The organism is Burkholderia sp. AU45251 (genome assembly GCF_030482905.1).
GTDB lineage: Bacteria > Pseudomonadota > Gammaproteobacteria > Burkholderiales > Burkholderiaceae > Burkholderia > Burkholderia aenigmatica.
Window position 1 is genome coordinate 26146 of the sequence record NZ_JAUJQH010000019.1, and the last position, 19414, is coordinate 45559.

General features: G+C 64.2%; 18 protein-coding genes. 13 read left to right on the top strand and 5 right to left on the bottom strand.

Features of this window, described 5'->3' with window-relative positions; genetic code table 11:
- Positions 1–61 precede the first annotated feature (61 nt).
- Entirely contained in the window at positions 62–1270 is a 1209-nt protein-coding gene (bamC, locus tag QZM67_RS28600; RefSeq protein WP_043182564.1) for an outer membrane protein assembly factor BamC, read from the top strand.
- 535 nt (positions 1271–1805) lie between these two features.
- On the top strand, positions 1806–2096 hold the full coding sequence (locus tag QZM67_RS28605) for a putative quinol monooxygenase (RefSeq protein ID WP_043182565.1): 291 nt from the start codon (positions 1806–1808) through the stop codon (positions 2094–2096).
- 40 nt (positions 2097–2136) lie between these two features.
- Here QZM67_RS28605 and QZM67_RS28610 read toward each other — a convergent pair whose 3' ends face one another.
- From QZM67_RS28610 to QZM67_RS28620, 3 genes are all read right to left on the bottom strand, one after another.
- Positions 2137–2394, bottom strand: coding sequence for a hypothetical protein (locus tag QZM67_RS28610; protein ID WP_021162409.1), 258 nt, complete (start codon positions 2392–2394; stop codon positions 2137–2139).
- A 136-nt stretch (positions 2395–2530) separates the two neighbouring features.
- Positions 2531–2809 carry a hypothetical protein gene (locus tag QZM67_RS28615; RefSeq protein WP_011351789.1) on the bottom strand — a complete coding sequence of 93 codons (279 nt, stop codon included), beginning with the start codon at positions 2807–2809 and terminating at the stop codon, positions 2531–2533.
- Positions 2810–3029: 220 nt separating this feature from the next.
- Positions 3030–3746, bottom strand: a complete 717-nt coding sequence (locus QZM67_RS28620) for a YdcF family protein (RefSeq protein WP_301808547.1) — start codon at positions 3744–3746, stop codon at positions 3030–3032.
- A gap of 157 nt (positions 3747–3903) precedes the next feature.
- On the opposite strand from QZM67_RS28620, the gene QZM67_RS28625 reads away from it, so the two are divergent.
- Positions 3904–4221, top strand: a complete 318-nt coding sequence (locus QZM67_RS28625) for a hypothetical protein (protein WP_011351791.1) — start codon at positions 3904–3906, stop codon at positions 4219–4221.
- Between the two features lie 194 nt (positions 4222–4415).
- On the opposite strand, the gene QZM67_RS28630 is transcribed toward QZM67_RS28625, so the two are convergent.
- Both QZM67_RS28630 and QZM67_RS28635 read right to left on the bottom strand, forming a co-directional pair.
- Positions 4416–4667 carry a hypothetical protein gene (locus QZM67_RS28630; RefSeq protein ID WP_235995884.1) on the bottom strand — a complete coding sequence of 84 codons (252 nt, stop codon included), beginning with the start codon at positions 4665–4667 and terminating at the stop codon, positions 4416–4418.
- A 198-nt stretch (positions 4668–4865) separates the two neighbouring features.
- Positions 4866–5267 (bottom strand): transposase, encoded by a 402-nt coding sequence (locus QZM67_RS28635; RefSeq protein WP_006409263.1) that lies wholly within the window; start codon positions 5265–5267, stop codon positions 4866–4868.
- Positions 5268–5695: 428 nt separating this feature from the next.
- Between QZM67_RS28635 and QZM67_RS28640 the strand changes: the two genes are divergently transcribed.
- From QZM67_RS28640 to QZM67_RS28685, 10 genes are all read left to right on the top strand, one after another.
- Complete coding sequence (locus QZM67_RS28640) at positions 5696–6598, top strand: LysR family transcriptional regulator (protein ID WP_089450360.1); 903 nt, start codon at positions 5696–5698, stop codon at positions 6596–6598.
- Between the two features lie 80 nt (positions 6599–6678).
- Entirely contained in the window at positions 6679–7881 is a 1203-nt protein-coding gene (locus QZM67_RS28645) for a pyridoxal phosphate-dependent aminotransferase (RefSeq protein WP_301808551.1), read from the top strand.
- Between the two features lie 272 nt (positions 7882–8153).
- On the top strand, positions 8154–9185 hold the full coding sequence (gene scpB, locus QZM67_RS28650; RefSeq protein WP_301808553.1) for an SMC-Scp complex subunit ScpB: 1032 nt from the start codon (positions 8154–8156) through the stop codon (positions 9183–9185).
- 60 nt (positions 9186–9245) lie between these two features.
- The gene (gene rluB, locus QZM67_RS28655; protein ID WP_301808555.1) at positions 9246–11012 is read left to right on the top strand and encodes a 23S rRNA pseudouridine(2605) synthase RluB; all 1767 of its coding nucleotides are present in this window, start codon (positions 9246–9248) and stop codon (positions 11010–11012) included.
- Between the two features lie 454 nt (positions 11013–11466).
- Complete coding sequence (gene rimP, locus QZM67_RS28660) at positions 11467–11925, top strand: ribosome maturation factor RimP (RefSeq protein ID WP_014897219.1); 459 nt, start codon at positions 11467–11469, stop codon at positions 11923–11925.
- Positions 11925–13400, top strand: coding sequence for a transcription termination factor NusA (gene nusA / locus QZM67_RS28665; protein ID WP_043182579.1), 1476 nt, complete (start codon positions 11925–11927; stop codon positions 13398–13400). The genes rimP and nusA overlap by 1 nt, the downstream gene beginning before the upstream one ends.
- Positions 13401–13491: 91 nt before the next feature.
- The gene (gene infB, locus QZM67_RS28670) at positions 13492–16425 is read left to right on the top strand and encodes a translation initiation factor IF-2 (protein WP_301808557.1); all 2934 of its coding nucleotides are present in this window, start codon (positions 13492–13494) and stop codon (positions 16423–16425) included.
- A 114-nt stretch (positions 16426–16539) separates the two neighbouring features.
- Positions 16540–16938, top strand: coding sequence for a 30S ribosome-binding factor RbfA (gene rbfA / locus QZM67_RS28675; RefSeq protein ID WP_011351799.1), 399 nt, complete (start codon positions 16540–16542; stop codon positions 16936–16938).
- Positions 16939–16951: 13 nt separating this feature from the next.
- Positions 16952–17884 carry a tRNA pseudouridine(55) synthase TruB gene (truB, locus tag QZM67_RS28680; RefSeq protein WP_175021897.1) on the top strand — a complete coding sequence of 311 codons (933 nt, stop codon included), beginning with the start codon at positions 16952–16954 and terminating at the stop codon, positions 17882–17884.
- Between the two features lie 100 nt (positions 17885–17984).
- A protein-coding gene (locus QZM67_RS28685; protein WP_301808560.1) for an IS3 family transposase occupies positions 17985–19345 on the top strand; the annotation gives its coding sequence in 2 pieces (ribosomal slippage) (positions 17985–18444 and positions 18444–19345; 1362 coding nt in all).
- Positions 19346–19414 lie beyond the last annotated feature (69 nt).

Here is a 19414-nt window from a genome sequence, read left to right on the forward strand (position 1 = left end):
GTAAAATGCAAGGTTGATCCACGGAAAGCGCCGTGATTTAGCGGAAGAGGATTCCCCGAACATGACTGATCTTCGTCTTACCATGCGGTTCGCTGCAGTGCTCGCCACCGGCGCGCTCGTCGCCGGTTGCGGTACATCGTCGCCCACGAAAGTGGACTACAAGAGCGATTCGAAATCGAAGGAAGCGTCGCTCGCAGTGCCGCCCAACATGCTCGACGAGACGGCCGATCAGCGTTCGCTGCCGCCCCAGGGCGGCGCGACTTCCCTGTCCGCGCTTCACCAGGTCCAGCAGGCGGCGCCTGCGCTGGATACTGTGGCTCCGGCCGTGGCCGGCATGCATATCCAGCGCGACGGCACCGAAAGCTGGCTCGTGATCGACGGCAAGCTGCCGGCCGATGTCTGGCCGCAGGTCCGCCGCTTCTGGCAGGAGCAGGGCTTCCTGCTCGTCGTCGACCAGCGCGACAAGGGCGTGATGGAAACCGACTGGAACGAAACCCATCCGCAGATCAACGACGGCCTGATCCGTAGCGTGATCTCGAAGGCGATGGGCAACTCGTACGTGACGGCCGAGCGTAACAAGTACCGCACGCGTCTCGATTCGGCACCGAATGGCGGCACTTACGTGTTCATCAGCCAGAAGGGCATGCGCGAAGCGATCACGGGCGCGAACAACGATTCGAGCAAGTGGGAACCGAAGCCGAACGATCCGGCGCTCGAGACCGAATACCTGAAGCGGTTGATGGCCGTGCTCGCCCAGAACGAGCAGCGCGCGAAGAACGGCGAGCCGCCGATCGCGAACATCAAGGACAACACGGTAGCGAAGGACAAGAAAGCCGACACCGACGCATCGTCGAAGGCCGCTGCAGCGATTGCCGCGCAAAACGTCACCCGCACGTCGGCGCAAGGTAACGATGCGGCCGACGCCGCTGTGCCGTCGGAAGTCACGCTCGGCGAGCCGTACGACCGGTCGTGGCTGCACGTCGGTCTCGCACTCGATCGTGCGAACTTCACGGTTGACGATCGCGATCGCACGAAGGGCCTGTATTTCGTGCGCTACGTCGATCCGAAGGATCTGAGTTCGGCCGAGCAGGGCTTCTGGAGCCAGCTGTTCCACGGCAAGAAGGAAAAGCAGGCGAAGCAGTACCGTGTCAACGTGAAGGCGCTCACGGCCGACCAGACCCGCGTTGCGGTCGTCGACGATTCGGGTTCGGTCGACACGTCGTCGGCGGCTCGTCAGATCATGGGGCTGCTCGTGAATCAGCTTCGCTGATTTCGACGTTTGTCCGCATCCGTGAAAAGCCCGCCACATGGCGGGCTTTTTTCATGGCCGCTCGTCTGCGCACGCGTGTGCGGGAGGTTCGGTCCCTCCTCGTGACGTTACGTAACATCCGCGCGTTACGGCGGCAGAACGTCTGCCACATTGTCACAAACAAAAATTTTGTCCTTATAAATCAATAGGGTACTCGGCGTGTGGCGGCTGGCATGCAATCTGCTTTATATGTTGGAATCGTTGGAACAGGGAGGATGGCGTCAGATGCCGGGGGTGCGCCGCGAGCGCCCGATCAACGGGATCGACGTCCTCGAATGCCGATGCGACAAGTGTCGGCGCAACAGATGACGATCCGCGCCAGCGTGCGGATCTCGATGGCCCCGTCGCCTATCCTCGTAGGGCGACGGTTTCGCCCGCGCTTCTCTGAAGCGCGGGCTATTTTTTTGGGGGCCGTCGTGCGGTGCCGTGCTGGCGTAGCCGATGCGCGATTCGCGATTCGCGTATTCTCGAACTTTTCCAGATGAAGGGGGCGGGAATGGCAGAAATTGCAGTCGTGGCGCTGATCGTGGCGAAGCCGGGCGCCGAAGAGATGTTGCGCGCCCAGCTCGAAGGGATCGTCGAGCCGACCCGCAATGAAGCAGGCGCATTGCAATACGACCTGCATCGGGACCTGAAGGAGCCCGCGCGGTTCGTATTTGTCGAGCGCTGGGAAAGCGAGGAGGCACTTGCCGCTCATGCGCGCTCCGCGCACATTCTCGCTTATCGCGAAGCGGCCGCGAACTGGATCGAGCGTTCCGAAATCCGCGTGCTGTCGAAGCTCGTCTGAGCCGGGTGGGGCGACCGGACGCGTCCGGTCGCGGGGTGCGTCAGTGCGACGTGTTGGGTACGTCGAGGATCAGGATGATCGTCCAGTCGGCGTCGCCGTCGTGATGATACTGGCGCTCTGCGACGATGAACGGTTGCTGCTTGCCTTGGGGGCCGAGGAAAAGCACGTCGCCCTCCATCGGCAGGCACTCGATCGGCGGCAGCGCGAGGAACGCGTCGGCCGAGCCGCGGGGCATCAGTTGCTTGATCTGGCGAGTGGCGGCTTCGGTCCACTCGATGTCGAGTTGAATGTTGCTCATGCTGTCCTCCGCACCGGGGTGCGCACGGGTGGAAAATTTCGGTGCGCGACTTTAGCACAGCGCACGGGCACCGCAACCAAAAAAGCCGAACCCGGTTGCCCGGATTCGGCTTTTCGCTTGTGCGGTGCCGCCGAACTTACTGGCTGGCAGCGTCTGCGGCCTTGGCAGCCTTCTTGCCGGCCTTCTTCGCTGCTGCCTTGTGGTGAGCAGCCTTCTTGCCGTGATGATGCTCTTCCTGCATCGCCGGCTGTGCGGCTTCGGCCGCTTGCTGCTGCTGCAGTGCTTGTGCGCGCTGCTCGATCTCGGAGATCTTGGCCGGATCGGTGATCGTCTTGATTTCCGTGCTCTCTTGCGCATACGCTGCGCCAGTCAGCGCCGACATCGCTACCAGGATAGCCAGGGACGTCTTCTTCATTGCTTTACCTCCGCTAAGTGGTGATGAACCCGAGTGTTGCCGTTTTGTCTGGCGACTGCAATCGAGTGCGTGTCGAGTGTAACAAAAGTGACGGATCAATGTGCATCCGATCGCGGCACGACGCAAGGCCCCGTTGAAGTCGCGCAACACTTCGTGCAGTTCGTCACGCGCCTGCCATCCTGGGCGCCGCCGCCTTTTTCGTTCCGGTTTGTGCGAGTTGTCAGAACCATCCGAGCCATCGATAGACGTGGAATTGCGCGATGCCGATCAGTTCGTGCAGCGCCTGCTCGGCGTTGGCCACATTGCGCCAGCGCGGTAGCCAGCCCGTTTGCGCGCGTCGGCGATTCGCGTAAACGGGCTGCGGATCGATCCCGAAACGGCGGAAATCGAGCAATGCGCGGCGCATCTGATACGACGAGGTGACGAGAATGCGCGCGTCGTCATACTGTGAGCGTAGTATAGACGCAGTGAATTTCGCATTTTCGTAGGTTGTGCGGCTATCCGGTTCCAGAACGAGATCCGTGGGAGCGATGCCTTCGGCGACGAGTTGGCGCCCGTATACGGCCGCCTCGGTTTCGCCGTGATGCTGCGGGTCACCACCCGACATCACCACGGTGCAGCGCTCGGCCTGCTGCCGGCAAGTGCGATAGAGCGCCGCGACCTTGTGGATGCGTGCGGCTCCGTCAGGCGGTGGCCTTAGCCCGGTGTCGGTGCGCTGCGTTCCGGCGCCGATGAGAATCAGTGTGGTTCGCCCATGCATGTCCGGGTGCTCGACGGGTACGACACCCGCCTCGGTCCAGGCGATCAGCGGCGCGGCGAGCCAGCCTGTCGCGAGCAGCCAGAACACCACAACGGCAACGATCGAGATGATTCGACGCCGCTTGTGGCAGAGCATGAAACAGATGAAGAGAAGTACAAATGAATCGAACAGAATCAATTTGATTGGGGTATGGTGTCTTTTTATGGACGGCTAACGATCCGGCCCTGACGCGACGCCGAACGTCGGCCTCCAGAATCGGTGGCGGTATCGGCTGGCGGAGATTCCGTCCGGCGTGCCGCTTCGCATTGTCGCTGCACTTTAAGAAAGAATCGAGATGGCCACGTATTCCAACGAAGCGGTGCTCGACGCATTGAGACGAGTGCAGTACCGCCAGGTACCGTGGGCACGCCGCCCGGGTGTGTTCGAGTATCTCCGTTCACTCGGGCTGATGGACACGGTCAGGCAGAAAACCGTTGCTCCCGCGCCGGGCTTCCACGCACCGGTCGACATTGCCGTGCTGACCGAAAGCGGTCGAGCCGAATTCTCGCGCCTCGAGCGCGACGAGAAATTACTTTCCTGGACCGATCGCCGCATGGCCGACTACGCATTGAGCGAAGCAAGTGCCGTGGCGATTCTCGAAAGCCGCCTGTAGCGGCCGATCATTCCGTCGCGCGCATCGCCGGGCGGCTGGCGATGCCAAAAAAAAGCCCGTATCGCGAGGATACGGGCGTACCGGATACTTTTGCTGTTGCCACGCTGTGCTCATGGCAACGTTGTGACTCGTCGCATGCGGCGCAGTTCCCGACTGCGGGCATTTTCTTTGGCGAAATCCTTAAATTGGCAGGACTATGGATGGCGCGGTCCGTCGGACGGCTGCGAGCCAATGCGCGCCCGCGCATTGTTGGCGATGTCGCCGCGCAGATCGCCACGCGGCACGGTCTGCCGGCTGGGCGAGTTGGCGGACGGTGGCTGGCGGACGGTGTTCCGGTGATCCTGCTGATGATGGGGCGGCTTCGCGCGATCATCGGCCCGGGCTGGAGCGGACAGCGCCAAGGAAATGACAATGCCGCATGCAACGAGCAGTGACATTGGTTTCATGGCGGGGCTCCCTTCAAGCCGTCGACGCGGCCTGTTGATATGTCGCTAAGGTAAGCGTGGGAGTGCAGGCTTGCTGTAAATATTGGTAAATAGATGTATCTCGGCACGACAACGGTAATCGACGGCAATGCAGGCGTCGCGAACGGGTCGCGTCGCAGAAAGAGACCGGGCGGCCGTAGCCGCCCGATCGAGCATTCGTTACGCCATCTTGACGGGCGCGCGCCAGGATTCCGGATTGGTCCAGAAGGCGCCGCGCAGCCGGTCGCGGCTCGGCGGTGCGGGCGGCTTCGCCGCGCTTGCGCCGATACGCCCGCGCAGGGAGATCTGCCGGCCGCTCGTACCGAGTCGCTTCACGATTTCGGCGAGCGTGCCGTCCGCCTGCCATTCGTCGAAGCGACGGCGGCAAGTCGGCGGCGACGGATAGCGGCCCGGCAGCTTCGACCAGCCTTCACCCGTCGACAGCACCCACAGCACGGCGTTCACCACCGAGCGGGCTTCCACGCGGGGGCGGCCGCGCCGCTCACTCCGTGCGGGTTCCGAGCAAAACAGACCCTCGACCAGCGCCCACTCGTTATCTCTCAAATCGTCGAACAGCATCATGTCCTCACCTCAGCGAAGCTAACTCCGGTGCGCTGCCCTGCGCCGCGCACTCTTCAAGCACTCGATCCTCGAGTGCCGGGTGGGGGCGTCCGGTTGGCCGGCAGCGGCGTTTCTGCTCTTCCGTCCGACGAAACCTGCGCCCTGTGCGCCAGGTAATGCACGAAGCGTGCCATGTCGGAGGTAATTCCCTCGAGAGCCGCTTGGCAGCGAGCTAACGGCTAAGTCAGCTAGGGGCGTATAAGACGCCAAAATAACCCGCCAGCAAATCGGGACAATCACCAATCTTGTGCAGTTCGCCCGCGCCACGTGCGTTCGCGGTTGTATTGCACCGCAGCGAAACATGTGGGGCAGGTGCCTGATTCGCACATCGAAGCCGGATTCGCGCATTAAAATCACGCATCGATATCGACGATTGATGAGGTCGGGAAATGAACGTCACGCTGCGCCAGCTTCGCGTTTTCATCGAGGTCGCGCGGCTCAAGAGCTTCAGTCGCGCGGGCGGCGAGATCGGGCTCACGCAGTCCGCGGTCAGCCGCTGCGTGCGCGAGCTCGAAGCCGAGCTCGGGTTGAAGCTGATCGACCGCACGACGCGCGACGTGCAACTGACCGATGTCGGCGCGAACCTGATCGCGAGCGTGTCGCGTCTGCTCGACGATCTCGACGACACGCTGCGTGAGATTCGCGAGATCGGCGAGCAGCGCCGCGGGCGCGTGATCGTCGCGGCCAGCCCGACGATCGCATGCCGGCTGATGCCGCGCGTGGTGGCGTCGTGCGAGCGCCAGTTTCCGTTCGTGACGCTCGGCTTGCGCGACGACGTGCAGAGCGACGTGTTGCGCAAGGTGAAGTCGAGCGAGGTCGATTTCGGCGTCGTGATCGGGCCGCTCACGGTAGCTGATCTCGTCTGCGAATCGCTGATGACCGATTCGTTCTGCCTGGTCGCGCGCGCCGACCATCCGCTCGCGGCGCGTGCCGAGGTGCCCTGGACGGCGCTGGACGGCGAGCGCCTCGTGCTCCTCGATCATGCGTCGGGAAGCCGGCCGCTGATCGATGCCGCGCTGGCTGCCCATCGCGTCAACGCGACGGTCATGCAGGAGCTCGGGCATTCGGCGACCGTGTTCGGGCTCGTCGAGGCCGGCGTCGGTGTGAGCGTACAGCCGTGGCTGTCGCTGCCGCTGCCTGCCGGCTCGACGCTCGTCGCGCGGCCGCTCACGCCGCGCACCGAGCGCACGGTCGAGCTGGTGCGCCGCCGCGACCGGTCGTTGTCGCCCGCTGCGCAGGCGATCTGGGAACTCGTGCGACAGATGCCGGCAAGGGCGGAGGATCTCGACTGACGCACAGCGCAGCGCCGCGCGCCGGTCCGGCTTGCGGGCCGGTACACTACGCGGATCGTGTTCCTCGATGGTGGTGCTCGATGACGCATTCCGCAGACTTTCTTCCGGTGGCCGGCGCGCCGGCGGCGCGCGACGCGGTGCACGCGTTGCGACCGTCGTTGATCCGGGAGGTGGCAAACGCCGGCTTTGGCGTGCCGGACATGCTGCCGTTCTGGTTCGGCGAATCCGATCGCGTGACGCCGGACTTCATCCGCGACGCCGCAGCCGCGGCGCTGCGCGATGGTGCAACCTTCTACACGCACAACCTCGGTACTGCGCCGCTGCGTGACGCGATCGCGGCCTACGTCAGTGCCCGTCACGGCGCGACGGCGTCCGATACCGTGGCCGTGACGAGTTCGGGCGTGAGCGCGCTGATGCTGGCCGCGCAGATGCTGGTCGGTCCGGGTGAGCGGGTCGTCGCGGTCACGCCGCTGTGGCCGAATCTCGTCGAGATTCCGAAGATCCTTGGCGCGCAGGTCGAATGCGTGCCGCTAGGCTATGGCGATGCGGGCTGGCAACTCGACGTCGGGCGGCTGCTTGCGGCGCTGACGCCCGATACGCGGATGCTGCTGATCAACTCGCCGAACAATCCGACCGGCTGGACGATGTCGCGCGACGACCAGCAAGCCGTGCTCGCCCATTGCCGCCGCCACGGCATCTGGCTGGTTGCCGATGAGGTGTACGAGCGGCTCGCGTTTGGCGCGGGCGGCGCGCCATCGTTCCTCGACATCGCGTCGCGCGGCGAGCGGGTCGTCGTCGTGAATTCGTTTTCCAAAGCGTGGGCGATGACGGGCTGGCGCCTGGGGTGGCTCATCGCGCCGGCAGCGGTGATGGGCGACCTGTCGAAGCTCGTCGAGTACAACACGTCGTGCGCGCCCGGCTTCGTGCAGGCCGCAGGCGAAGTCGCGCTACGCGATGGCGAGCCGTTCGTGCGGTCGTTCGTCGCGGCGCTGCGCGATGCGCGCGATCACCTGGTCGCTGCGCTGCGCACCCTGCCGGGCGTCGAGGTGCCGCCTCCACCGGGCGCGATGTACCTGTTCCTGCGCCTGCCGGGCGCGGCCGACAGCCTGGCGTTCTGCAAGACACTGGTGCGCGATGCGGGGCTCGGCCTTGCGCCCGGGCGCGCATTCGGCCCGGAGGGGGAAGGGTTCGTGCGCTGGTGCTACGCATGCGATCCGGCTCGACTCGACGCGGGCGTCGAACGGCTGCGCCGGTTCCTCGCGCGCGGCGGAGCCGCCCGCTGAAGCGGGGCCGGAGCGGACACGGCGCGCTGGCGGCAGCCCGTTCGGCTCATCTTTACGCACCGGGCAATTTTGCGTAATATGGCGCTCAGTCACGCGGTTCCGTCGTTGAGCCGTGCTGTTCCGTCCGGTTTGGGCCTGGCCTGAAGTTGGTTCGCCGCCCCCGGTTCGTGCTCCCATCAATATGACCGATCAGAATCGGGCGAGCGCGTCTTCCGTTCCTTTCGTCTGTTTGTTGATCCGGTTCGTTTGACCACAGGGTCTGACCTAGCTGCATGAATACCCAAGAGGCGAAGATCGTCCTCGAGACTGCTTTGATCTGCGCGCAGGAACCGCTGAAACTCGGCGATTTGCGCAAGCTCTTTGCCGACGGCGTGTCGGCTGACACGGTCCGCACGTTGCTCGAAGATCTGAAACAGGATTGGTCCGGCCGCGGCGTCGAACTGGTGGCGCTGGCAACCGGATGGCGCTTCCAGAGCAAGCCGGCGATGCGTCATTATCTGGATCGCCTGCATCCCGAGAAGCCGCCGAAATATTCGCGCGCGGTGCTCGAAACGCTCGCGATCATCGCGTACCGGCAGCCCGTCACGCGCGGCGACATCGAAGAGATTCGCGGTGTGACGGTCAATACGCAGGTGGTCAAGCAACTCGAGGATCGCGGCTGGATCGAAGTGATCGGCCATCGCGACGTGCCGGGGCGCCCGGCGCTGTATGCGACGACCAAGCAGTTCCTCGACGACCTCGGCCTGAAGGCGCTCGATGATCTGCCTGCGCTCGAAGAGCCGGCCGCGAACATCGAGGCTGCGCTGCTGGCTCAGCAGGCAATGGATTTCGACGAGGGCATGCCGGTTGCCGACGACGCACCGGGCGATACGTCGCACGCGGACGAGGCATCCGCCGGCCAATTGGCAGGATTGCCGGATGGTCCCGCGGCGGACGTCGCGTCGACGCAGGAAATTCCGAGCCGCGATACGCTCGATGCTGGTCGCGGGCAAACGGAACAATTGGAACAGGCTGGCGCCGAAGCAGTGCCTGCCGGTGTGCAGCCCGAGCCGCTGCGCGCGGATTGGAGCGAGGAAGATCGCAAGCCGGCTGCCGAAACGGTTGCCGGAGACGGAGCGGAAGCGGCCGGCGACATGCCCGGCGAGGCCGGCCAGGCCGACGCCTCCCGTTCCCGTCCCGCGGACGGCGAGATGCTGGACGATACGTCCGACAGTCTCGCCGACGCCGTACGAAGCGCCAGTGCACCGATCGGTGCCGACGCGCTGCCGGACGACGAAGCAGAACCCGAACAGCGTCGCGCCTGATCGCGGCCAACTTCTTGCCGCGCCCGAGCCGGGCGCGAGACCTGACATTTTGAGGTTGTTTTGACAGATATCCACGATATTGAATCGTCCGCGCCTGCCGTGCAGGCAGCGCGTGCCGACGATGCGCCGGAGCAGGGCGCTTCGGCCGAGGGTGGCGACGAGCGTCCCCGCCGCGGTCTGCGGCGAGGCCCGCGTAGCCTGATCGCGCGGCGTCGCGCGGCGGCCAAGTCGAAGGGCGCCGAAGGCGAGCCGCAGAGCGGCGAAAGCGCTGACGCGCAGCCGGCCGAAGCCGACGAAGCGCAGCAGCCGGCGCGTGCGCCGCGCAAGGAAGGGGCGGCCAAGGGTGCTCGCAAGCCTGCTGCCAAGCGTGAAGGTGCGGCCAAGGCCCAAGGCAGCCAGGGTGGCCAGGGCCGTCGCGGCGCTGCGGCGAAGGTTGAAAGCGGCACGGTGAAGGCGGAAGGCGATGCGTCCCAGGACGAGCTGTTCGCCTACGTGACGTCGCCGGCATTCGATGCGGACAATTCCGCGGGCGGTAGCGGCGTGCGTGCGCCGATGCTGCGTCGCGGCCGCAGCCAGCCGGCGAACAAGCGTGTGCTGTCGCCGGACGACGATGCGCCGAAGCTTCACAAGGTGCTGGCGGAAGCGGGCATGGGCTCGCGCCGCGAAATGGAAGAGCTGATCGTCGCCGGCCGCGTGTCGGTGAACGGCGAGCCCGCACACATCGGCCAGCGCATCATGCCGACCGACCAGGTGCGGATCAACGGCAAGCCGGTCAAGCGCAAGCTGCCGAACAAGCCGCCGCGCGTGCTGTTGTACCACAAGCCGACGGGCGAGATCGTCAGCCACGCAGATCCGGAAGGCCGTCCGTCGGTGTTCGACCGCCTGCCGCCGATGAAGACGGCGAAATGGCTCGCGGTGGGCCGCCTCGACTTCAATACCGAAGGTCTGCTGATGCTGACGACTTCGGGTGACCTCGCGAACCGCTTCATGCATCCGCGCTACAGCGTCGAGCGCGAGTACGCGGTGCGCGTCGTCGGCGAGCTGGCCGAAGGCATGCGGCAGAAGCTGCTGCATGGTGTCGAGCTCGATGACGGCCCGGCGAACTTCCTGCGCATCCGTGACGGTGGCGGCGAGGGCACGAACCACTGGTATCACGTCGCGCTGGCCGAAGGCCGCAACCGCGAAGTGCGCCGTATGTTCGAGGCGGTCGGCCTGATGGTGAGCCGTCTGATCCGTACGCGCCACGGCCCGATTCCGCTGCCGCGCGGTCTGAAGCGCGGTCGCTGGGAAGAGCTCGACGACGCGCAGGTGCGCAAGCTGATGGCGACCGTCGGCCTGAAGGCGCCGTCCGAGGAGAAGGGCAAGCGCGGCAGTGCCGGCCAGGCCGAGCGTCGTCAGCCCGATCCGATGCAGACGTCGATGGGCTTCATCGGCCGCGAGCCGGTGCTGACGACGCACGGGCAGCTGGATCAGCCGCGTCGCGGCGGTGGTCGCCGCGGCGGACCGGGCCTGCCGGGTCTGAGCGGCTACGGCAGCCTGCCGGTCGCGCCGTCGGGCTACGGCAATCGCGCTGGCGGCGGCCGGGACGGCAACCGTGCGGGCGGTGGGCGCGATGGTAATCGCGCTGGCGGTGGCCGTGGCGATGTCGACGGCAACCGTGCGTCGTATGGCGCAGGCCCCAAGCGCGACAGCGCGGGACCCAAACGCGGCGGCAGCAAGGGCGGCAACCGCAACCCGAACGGCAATCGTGCCGAGGGCGCCGCCGGCAACGGTGGCGGTGCCCGCGGCGGCCAGCGTCCGCAGCGCAGCCGCACGCGCAGCCGCTAAGCGTCCAGGCTGCGGCGGTGCAAAGCCGCCGGCGTACCGGAAGGATCGGCAGTCGTCCGGTTCTGTCGGTGCGACGCATTGCGTTTATTGCTTTCGGCTATATATATGTCGCGTGCCGCTGCTTGGCCGTCGGCATAATCGATCGCCGGCGTGCCACGATGGCGCCGGTCGATCGGGCAGCCCGATTTCGCATTTTGGGCCTGTAAAGGCAGGCAACACGCTGCTTTTACCGGCTGGCTTGGCGTTTGCGCCAAAAATCGCTATAATCGCGAAGTCGCTGGGCGTACGGATTCAATGTGCGGCTCAGGTGCGACCACCAGTAAGAAGATGGGCGTTCCGCCCATTTTTTTTTGCTGAAACGGTTAGGCATCTCGGGTAGCGCTTCCTGCGCCGGCTAAGGCGCGCGCCCGCGGGTGAATCGCGAGCGGCGGGCGCGAACACCTGAGAGGACACAGTGCAACTGACGGAACTGATAGAAACCACGGTCACCGGGCTCGGCTACGAGCTGGTGGATCTCGAGCGCACCGGGCGCGGCATGCTTTGCATCTACATCGATCAGCCTGCCGGCATCTCGCTCGAAGATTGCGAAAAGGTCACGCGTCAGCTCCAGCACGTCTTGACGGTCGAAAACATCGATTACGAACGGCTCGAAGTCTCGTCCCCGGGGCTCGACCGCCCGTTGAAGAAGCTGGCCGACTTCGAGCGCTTCGCCGGCAGCGAAGTTTCCGTGACTTTGAAAAAGCCGCTGGACGGGCGCAAGACGTACCGGGGCATTCTGCACGCGCCGAATGGCGAAACGATCGGTTTGGAATTTGAGAGGAAGAAGGGCGAGGCGGCCATGCTGGATTTCACGCTGGCCGATATCGACAAAGCCCGCCTGATTCCGCAAGTTGACTTTAGGAGCCGCAAATAATGAGTCGCGAAGTGTTGATGCTGGTGGATGCGCTGGCGCGCGAGAAAAACGTCGACAAGGATGTGGTGCTGGGCGCCCTCGAGGCTGCGCTCGCGTCCGCTTCCAAGAAGCTGTTCGACGAAGGCGCCGAAATCCGCGTCCATATCGATCGCGAAAGCGGCGAGCACGAAACCTTCCGTCGCTGGCTCGTCGTACCCGACGAGGCAGGCTTGCAGGAGCCGGATCGCGAGATCCTGCTGTTCGAAGCACGTGAGCAGAAGCCCGACGTCGAAGTCGGCGAGTATGTTGAGGAACCCGTTCCGTCGATCGAGTTCGGTCGCATCGGCGCGCAGGCCGCGAAGCAGGTGATCCTGCAGAAGGTGCGCGACGCCGAGCGCGAGCAGATCCTGAACGACTACCTCGAGCGTGGCGAAAAGATCATGACGGGTACGGTGAAGCGCCTCGACAAGGGCAACTTCATCGTCGAATCGGGCCGTGTCGAGGCGCTGCTGCGCCGCGATCAGCTGATCCCGAAGGAAAACCTGCGCGTGGGTGACCGCGTGCGCGCGTACATCGCGAAGGTCGACCGCACCGCGCGCGGCCCGCAGATCGAGCTGTCGCGTACGGCGCCCGAATTCCTGATGAAGCTGTTCGAGATGGAAGTGCCGGAAATCGAGCAGGGCCTGCTCGAGATCAAGGCGGCTGCCCGCGACCCGGGCGTGCGCGCGAAGATCGGCGTCATCGCGTACGACAAGCGGATCGACCCGATCGGCACGTGCGTCGGCATCCGCGGTTCCCGCGTGCAGGCCGTGCGCAACGAGCTCGGTGGCGAAAACATCGACATCGTGCTATGGTCGGAGGATCCCGCCCAGTTCGTGATCGGCGCGCTCGCGCCGGCAGCTGTTCAGTCGATTGTCGTCGATGAAGAAAAGCACTCGATGGACGTCGTCGTCGACGAGAACGAGCTGGCTGTCGCGATCGGCCGCAGCGGTCAGAACGTTCGCCTTGCAGGCGAGCTGACCGGCTGGCAGATCAACATCATGACGCCGGACGAATCCGCCCTGAAGCAGGGTGAAGAGCGCGACCGGCTGCGTGCGCTGTTCATGGCGCGTCTCGACGTCGACGAAGAAGTTGCCGACATCCTGATCGACGAAGGCTTCACGAGCCTGGAAGAGATCGCGTACGTGCCGCTCAACGAAATGCTCGAGATCGAGGCGTTCGACGAGGACACCGTGCACGAACTGCGCAACCGCGCACGCGACGCGCTGTTGACGATGGCCATCGCGAACGAAGAAAAGGTCGAGAACGCAGCGCTGGATCTCAAGAGCCTCGACGGCATCACGCCGGAGTTGCTTGCGAAGCTGGCCGAACACGGCATGCAGACGCGAGACGATCTCGCCGAGCTGGCTGTGGATGAACTGGTCGACATGACCGGGATGGAAGAGGATGCCGCTAAGGCGTTGATCATGAAAGCACGTGAACACTGGTTCCAGTGAGAAATGACCATGGCGCACTGATTTGATGGCGGCCGTATGGCCTGACCCGATGCTAACAGCAAGGAATCGGTCCTTGCACTAAGAGGAATGAATGGCGAGTAACAACGTAGCCCAATTTGCCGCGGAACTGAAAATGCCTGCTGGTGTGCTGCTCGAACAGCTGCAGGCAGCGGGCGTCCAGAAAGCGAGTGAAGACGATGCGCTGTCCGAAACGGACAAGGCGCGTCTGCTCGATCATTTGCGCAAGTCGCACGGCGCAACCGACGGCGACAAGCGCAAGATCACGCTGACCCGCAAGCATACGTCGGAGATCAAGCAATCTGACGCGACGGGCAAGGCTCGCACCATTCAGGTCGAGGTCCGCAAGAAGCGTACGTTCGTCAAGCGCGACGACGCGAGCGAGGGTGCGGAACAGGGTCAGGCGCAGGTCGCCGAAGCGGATGACGATGCAGAACTGAAGCGTCGCGAAGAAGAAGCGCGCCGCGAGGCCGAGCTGCTCGAGAAGCAGGCGCAGGAACTGCGCGAGCGTCAGGAGCGCCTCGAGCGCGAGGAAGCGGAGCGCCGTGCCCGCGAGGAAGCGGCTGAAGCCGAGCGCCGTCGTGCCGAGGAAGAAGCGGCGGCGAAGCGTGCTGCGGCTGAAGCTGCGGCAGCACAGCAGCAGGCAGCCGCGCAGCAGCAGGCGGCCGCACAGCAGGCTGCTGCTTCCGAACAGGAAGCGGCGACTGCGCAGTCCGCGCAGGACGAAGCACGCGCAGCCGCCGAACGTGCGGCACAGCGCGAAGCGGCGAAGAAGGCTGAAGACGCTGCCCGCGAGGCGGCGGACAAGGCGCGCGCCGAGCAGGAAGAGATCAGCAAGCGTCGTGCGGCGGCAGAAGCCGAAGCGCGTGCGATTCGCGAAATGATGAACACGCCGCGCAAGGCCGTGGTCAAGGCAGTCGAGCCGCCGAAGCCGGTCGAGCCGCCGAAGCCGGCCGAAGCGAAGGGCACGCTGCACAAGCCGGCAAAGCCGGAAGGTGCGCAGGCGCGTCCGGCCGTGAAGAAGCCGGCCGGTGCTGCTGCGCCGGCTACGACTGCGCCGGCAGGCGCGGGCGACCGCAACAAGAAGCCGGGCGCAGGCAAGGGCGGCTGGCAGGACGACGCATCGAAGCGTCGCGGCATCAAGACGCGCGGCGATTCGAGCGGCGGCGTCGACCGCGGCTGGCGCGGCGGCCCGAAGGGTCGCGGCCGTCACCAGGACAGCTCGACGTTCCAGGCGCCGACCGAACCGATCGTCCGCGAAGTGCACGTGCCGGAAACCGTGTCGGTTGCCGACCTCGCGCACAAGATGTCGGTCAAGGCCTCCGAAGTCATCAAGGTGATGATGAAGATGGGCCAGATGGTCACGATCAACCAGGTGCTGGACCAGGAAACGGCGATGATCATCGTCGAGGAACTGGGCCACCGCGCGGTTGCCGCGAAGCTGGACGATCCTGAAGCGCTGCTCGTCGAAGGCGAAACGGGTACCGATGCGGAGCAACTGCCGCGTCCGCCGGTCGTCACGGTCATGGGTCACGTCGACCACGGCAAGACCTCGCTGCTCGACCACATCCGCCGCGCGAAGGTTGCCGCTGGCGAAGCGGGCGGCATTACGCAGCACATCGGCGCTTATCACGTCGACACGCCGCGTGGCGTCATCACGTTCCTCGATACGCCGGGTCACGAAGCATTCACGGCAATGCGTGCACGCGGCGCGAAGGCGACCGACATCGTGGTGCTGGTGGTGGCAGCCGACGACGGCGTGATGCCGCAGACGAAGGAAGCCATCGCCCACGCGAAGGCAGGCGGTGTGCCGATCGTCGTCGCGATCAACAAGATCGACAAGCCGGACGCCAATCTCGATCGCGTCAAGCAGGAGCTGGTCGCGGAAGGCGTCGTGCCGGAAGAGTACGGTGGCGATTCGCCGTTCGTGCCGGTTTCGGCGAAGACGGGCGCGGGTATCGACGATCTGCTCGAGAACGTGTTGCTGCAAGCCGAAGTGCTGGAACTGAAGGCACCGGTCGAGGCGCCGGCCAAGGGCATCGTGATCGAAGCGAAGCTCGACAAGGGCAAGGGCCCGGTCGCGACGATCCTGGTGCAGTCCGGTACGCTGAATCGAGGCGACGTCGTGCTGGCGGGTACGGCCTACGGCCGCGTGCGCGCGATGCTCGACGAGAACGGCAAGCCGACGAAGGAAGCCGGCCCGTCGATCCCGGTCGAAATCCAGGGTCTGTCGGAAGTGCCGGGTGCGGGCGAAGAAGTGATCGTGCTGCCGGATGAGCGCAAGGCGCGTGAAATCGCACTGTTCCGTCAAGGCAAGTTCCGCGACGTCAAGCTTGCGAAGCAGCAGGCCGCGAAGCTGGAAAGCATGCTCGAGCAGATGGGCGAAGGCGAAGTGCAGAACCTGCCGCTTATCATCAAGGCGGACGTGCAAGGCTCGCAGGAAGCACTCGTGCAGTCGCTGCTCAAGCTGTCGACCGACGAAGTGCGCGTGCAGATCGTGCACAGCGCGGTGGGTGGCATCAGCGAAAACGACGTCAACCTCGCAACGGCATCGAAGGCGGTCATCATCGGCTTCAACACGCGTGCAGATGCACAGGCGCGCAAGCTGGCCGAGTCGAACGGCATCGACATCCGTTACTACAACATCATCTATGACGCAGTGGATGAGGTGAAGGCGGCGATGTCGGGCATGCTGGCGCCGGAGAAGCGCGAAGTCATCACCGGCACGGTCGAGGTGCGCCAGGTCTTCAAGGTACCGAAGATCGGTGCAGTCGCCGGCTGTATGGTGACGGACGGTATCGTCAAGCGCTCGTCGTCGGTGCGCGTGCTGCGCAACAACGTCGTGATCTTCACGGGCGAACTCGAATCGCTGAAGCGCTTCAAGGACGACGTGAAGGAAGTGAAGCAAGGCTTCGAGTGCGGTATGTCGGTGAAGAACTTCAACGACATCGTCGAAGGCGACCAGTTCGAAGTCTTCGAAGTGACCGAAGTCGCGCGTACGCTGTAACCCTCGCGCATCGGCTCATGGGCGGGGCAGGCTTGAGCCTGTCCCGCCCATTTTCATGGTGGCGTGCCAACACTGGCCGCCGCTTTATCCTGATAAACGGATCACGGATCGATCATGTCCAGGAAACGTACTTCCCCCAATCGCAACGTGCAGATCGCTGACCAGATTCAGCGCGATCTGTCCGAACTCATCATGCGCGAGGTCAAGGACCCGCGCATCGGCATCGTGACCATCCAGAGCGTGGAACTCACGCCGGATTACGCGCACGCGAAGGTTTACTTCACCGCGTTGACCGGCGATCCGGCCAAGACGCAGGAAGCGCTGAATCATGCGTCGGGTCACTTGCACAACCTGTTGTTCAAGCGCCTGCACATTCATACGGTGCCGACGCTGCATTTCCACTACGACCAGACGATCGAGAAGGCCGTCGAAATGTCGCGCCTGATCAAGGAAGCGAACTCGACGCGCGCGAAGGACGATGACGAGGCCGACGCGGCCGCCAAGGACGACTGAGCTCGACCGGCCTATGACGACTGCAGCACCCCAACGTCCGCGCGTGCCCCGGCGCGTGCTGGACGGCGTCCTCCTGCTCGACAAGCCGATCGGCCTGTCGAGCAACGACGCACTGATTCGCGCGAAGCGCCTGCTGCTCGCGAAGAAAGCCGGTCACACCGGCACGCTCGATCCGCTGGCTTCGGGCTTGCTGCCGCTGTGCTTCGGCGAGGCGACGAAGTTCTCGCAGGATTTGCTCGAAGCCGACAAGACCTACGAAGCGACGATGCGTCTCGGTCAGCGTACGGCCACCGGCGACGCGGAAGGTGAGGTGATCGACACGCGGCCCGTCGAATGCGACCGTGCGGCGGTCGAAGCCGCACTCGTGCGCTTCACCGGCGATATCGTGCAGGTGCCGCCGATGTATTCGGCGCTCAAGCGCGATGGCAAGCCGCTGTACGAATATGCGCGCGCGGGTCAAACCGTCGAGCGTGAGGGCCGCAACGTGACGATCCTCGCACTCGACCTGCTCGCGTGCGACCTGCCCGACGTGACGTTTCGCGTGACCTGCACCAAGGGCACTTACGTGCGCACGCTGGCCGAGGACATCGGCGAGGCGCTCGGTTGCGGTGCGCATCTGACGATGCTGCGTCGCACGGGCGTCGGCGCGCTGACGCTCGAGCATGCGGTGACGCTGGATGCGCTGTCCGACGCCGACGAAGCGTCGCGCGATGCGTGGCTCCAGCCGGTCGACGCGTTGCTGTCGACGTTTCCGCTGGTTCGTCTCGATGAAACCAGTGCGAAGCGGTTCCTGCACGGCCAACGTCTGCCGCTGTCGGCGCTTGATCCGATCGATGCGGCAGAAGGCGAGCGTGTGCGTGTCTACGACGCGACGCGGCTGCTCGGTGTGGCGCGCAAGGCGAACGGCGTACTGGCGCCCGAACGGCTCGTCGTCACGGCTGGCTGACGCCGCCGAGCGAACGCGCTCGTGTCGAAATGAAAAAGCCCGGTCGAGGTGAACTGCATCCCAAAAGTTGGATATCGATCCAACCTTTGGGGTGTTTTTCATGAGCAAGTACACGGAGCAGTTCAAGGTAGCCATTGCGGAGGAGTACGAGTGCGGCCACGCCGGGTTCCATGAGATGTCCAAGCGCCACGGCGTCGATGAAGCGACGATCCGCAAGTGGGTGGCGGCCTATCGAATACATGGTCCGGCAGGCCTGAAGAGGAAGTGCGAGCGCTACAGCCCGGAGTTCAAGTTGCTTGTACTGCAGCAAATGCGTAGCGAGGGGCTGTCAGAGCGTGAGACGGCTGCACGCTTCAACATTAGGAACCGTACGGCCATCGGCCAGTGGAAACGCCAGTATGATGAGGGCGGTATAGACGCACTGTCGCCGCGCCAGCGGGGGCGCCCCAGGAAGATGCCCAAACCACCGATCACGCCACCGCTGCTGCCCGAGGACGATACGCGCTCCCGGCAGGAACTGCTCGACGAGTTGAACTTCCTGCGCATGGAGAACGCGTACCTAAAAAAGCTCGAAGCCTTGGCTCAAGCGCAGCAGCGATCAGCGCAACGCAAAAAGCGCAATTCGTGTTCGAGCTAAGGCAGCAATATCCGCTTTTAGGCTTGCTGAAGGTTGCCGGCCTGGCGCGCAGCACGTTCTACTATCACCAGAAATTGCTCGGAGCAGCCGACAAATATGCCGATACAAGGGCGAGGATCTGCGCGCTGTTCGAACGGCACAAGGGCCGCTACGGCTATCGACGCATCACGCTCGCTCTGCGCAATCTGGGACAGGTGATTAACCACAAGACCGTTGCACGTCTGATGGGTGAACTGCGGCTGAAGTCTTGTGTGCGCCCAAAGAAATACCGCTCCTACAAAGGTAGCGTCGGGCGTGTTGTACCTCATGTTTTACAGCGTCGGTTTTACGCAAAACGTCCGAACGAGAAGTGGGTAACGGATGTCACGGAATTCAACGTGGGCGGCCAGAAGCTGTACCTGTCGCCAGTGCTCGATCTGTACAACGGCGAAATCATTGCTTATGAAACCGCCAGGCGTCCGGCGTTCGAGATGGTCAGCGCAATGCTTCGCAAGGCATTGGCGCGCTTGAAGTCACACGAGCGACCTCTCCTGCATTCCGATCAGGGCTGGCAATACCAGATGCCGGCGTATCGCCGCCTATTGCAGCAACGAGCGCTCACTCAAAGCATGTCGCGTAAAGGGAATTGCTTGGACAACGCCGCTATGGAGAGCTTCTTCGGCACGCTGAAATCCGAGTTCTTCCATCTGAACCGATTCCGCAACCTGGACGAACTGCAAACCGGCTTGGCAAGCTACATCCACTACTACAATCACGACCGTATCAAACTGAAACTAAAAGGGCTGAGTCCCGTGCAATACAGAACTCAGCCCTGTCAGCCCTAGCCGTCATAACCCGTCCAACTTTGCGGGGTCAGTTCATGAAGCGGGGCTTTTTGTTTGCGTTCTGGCTGC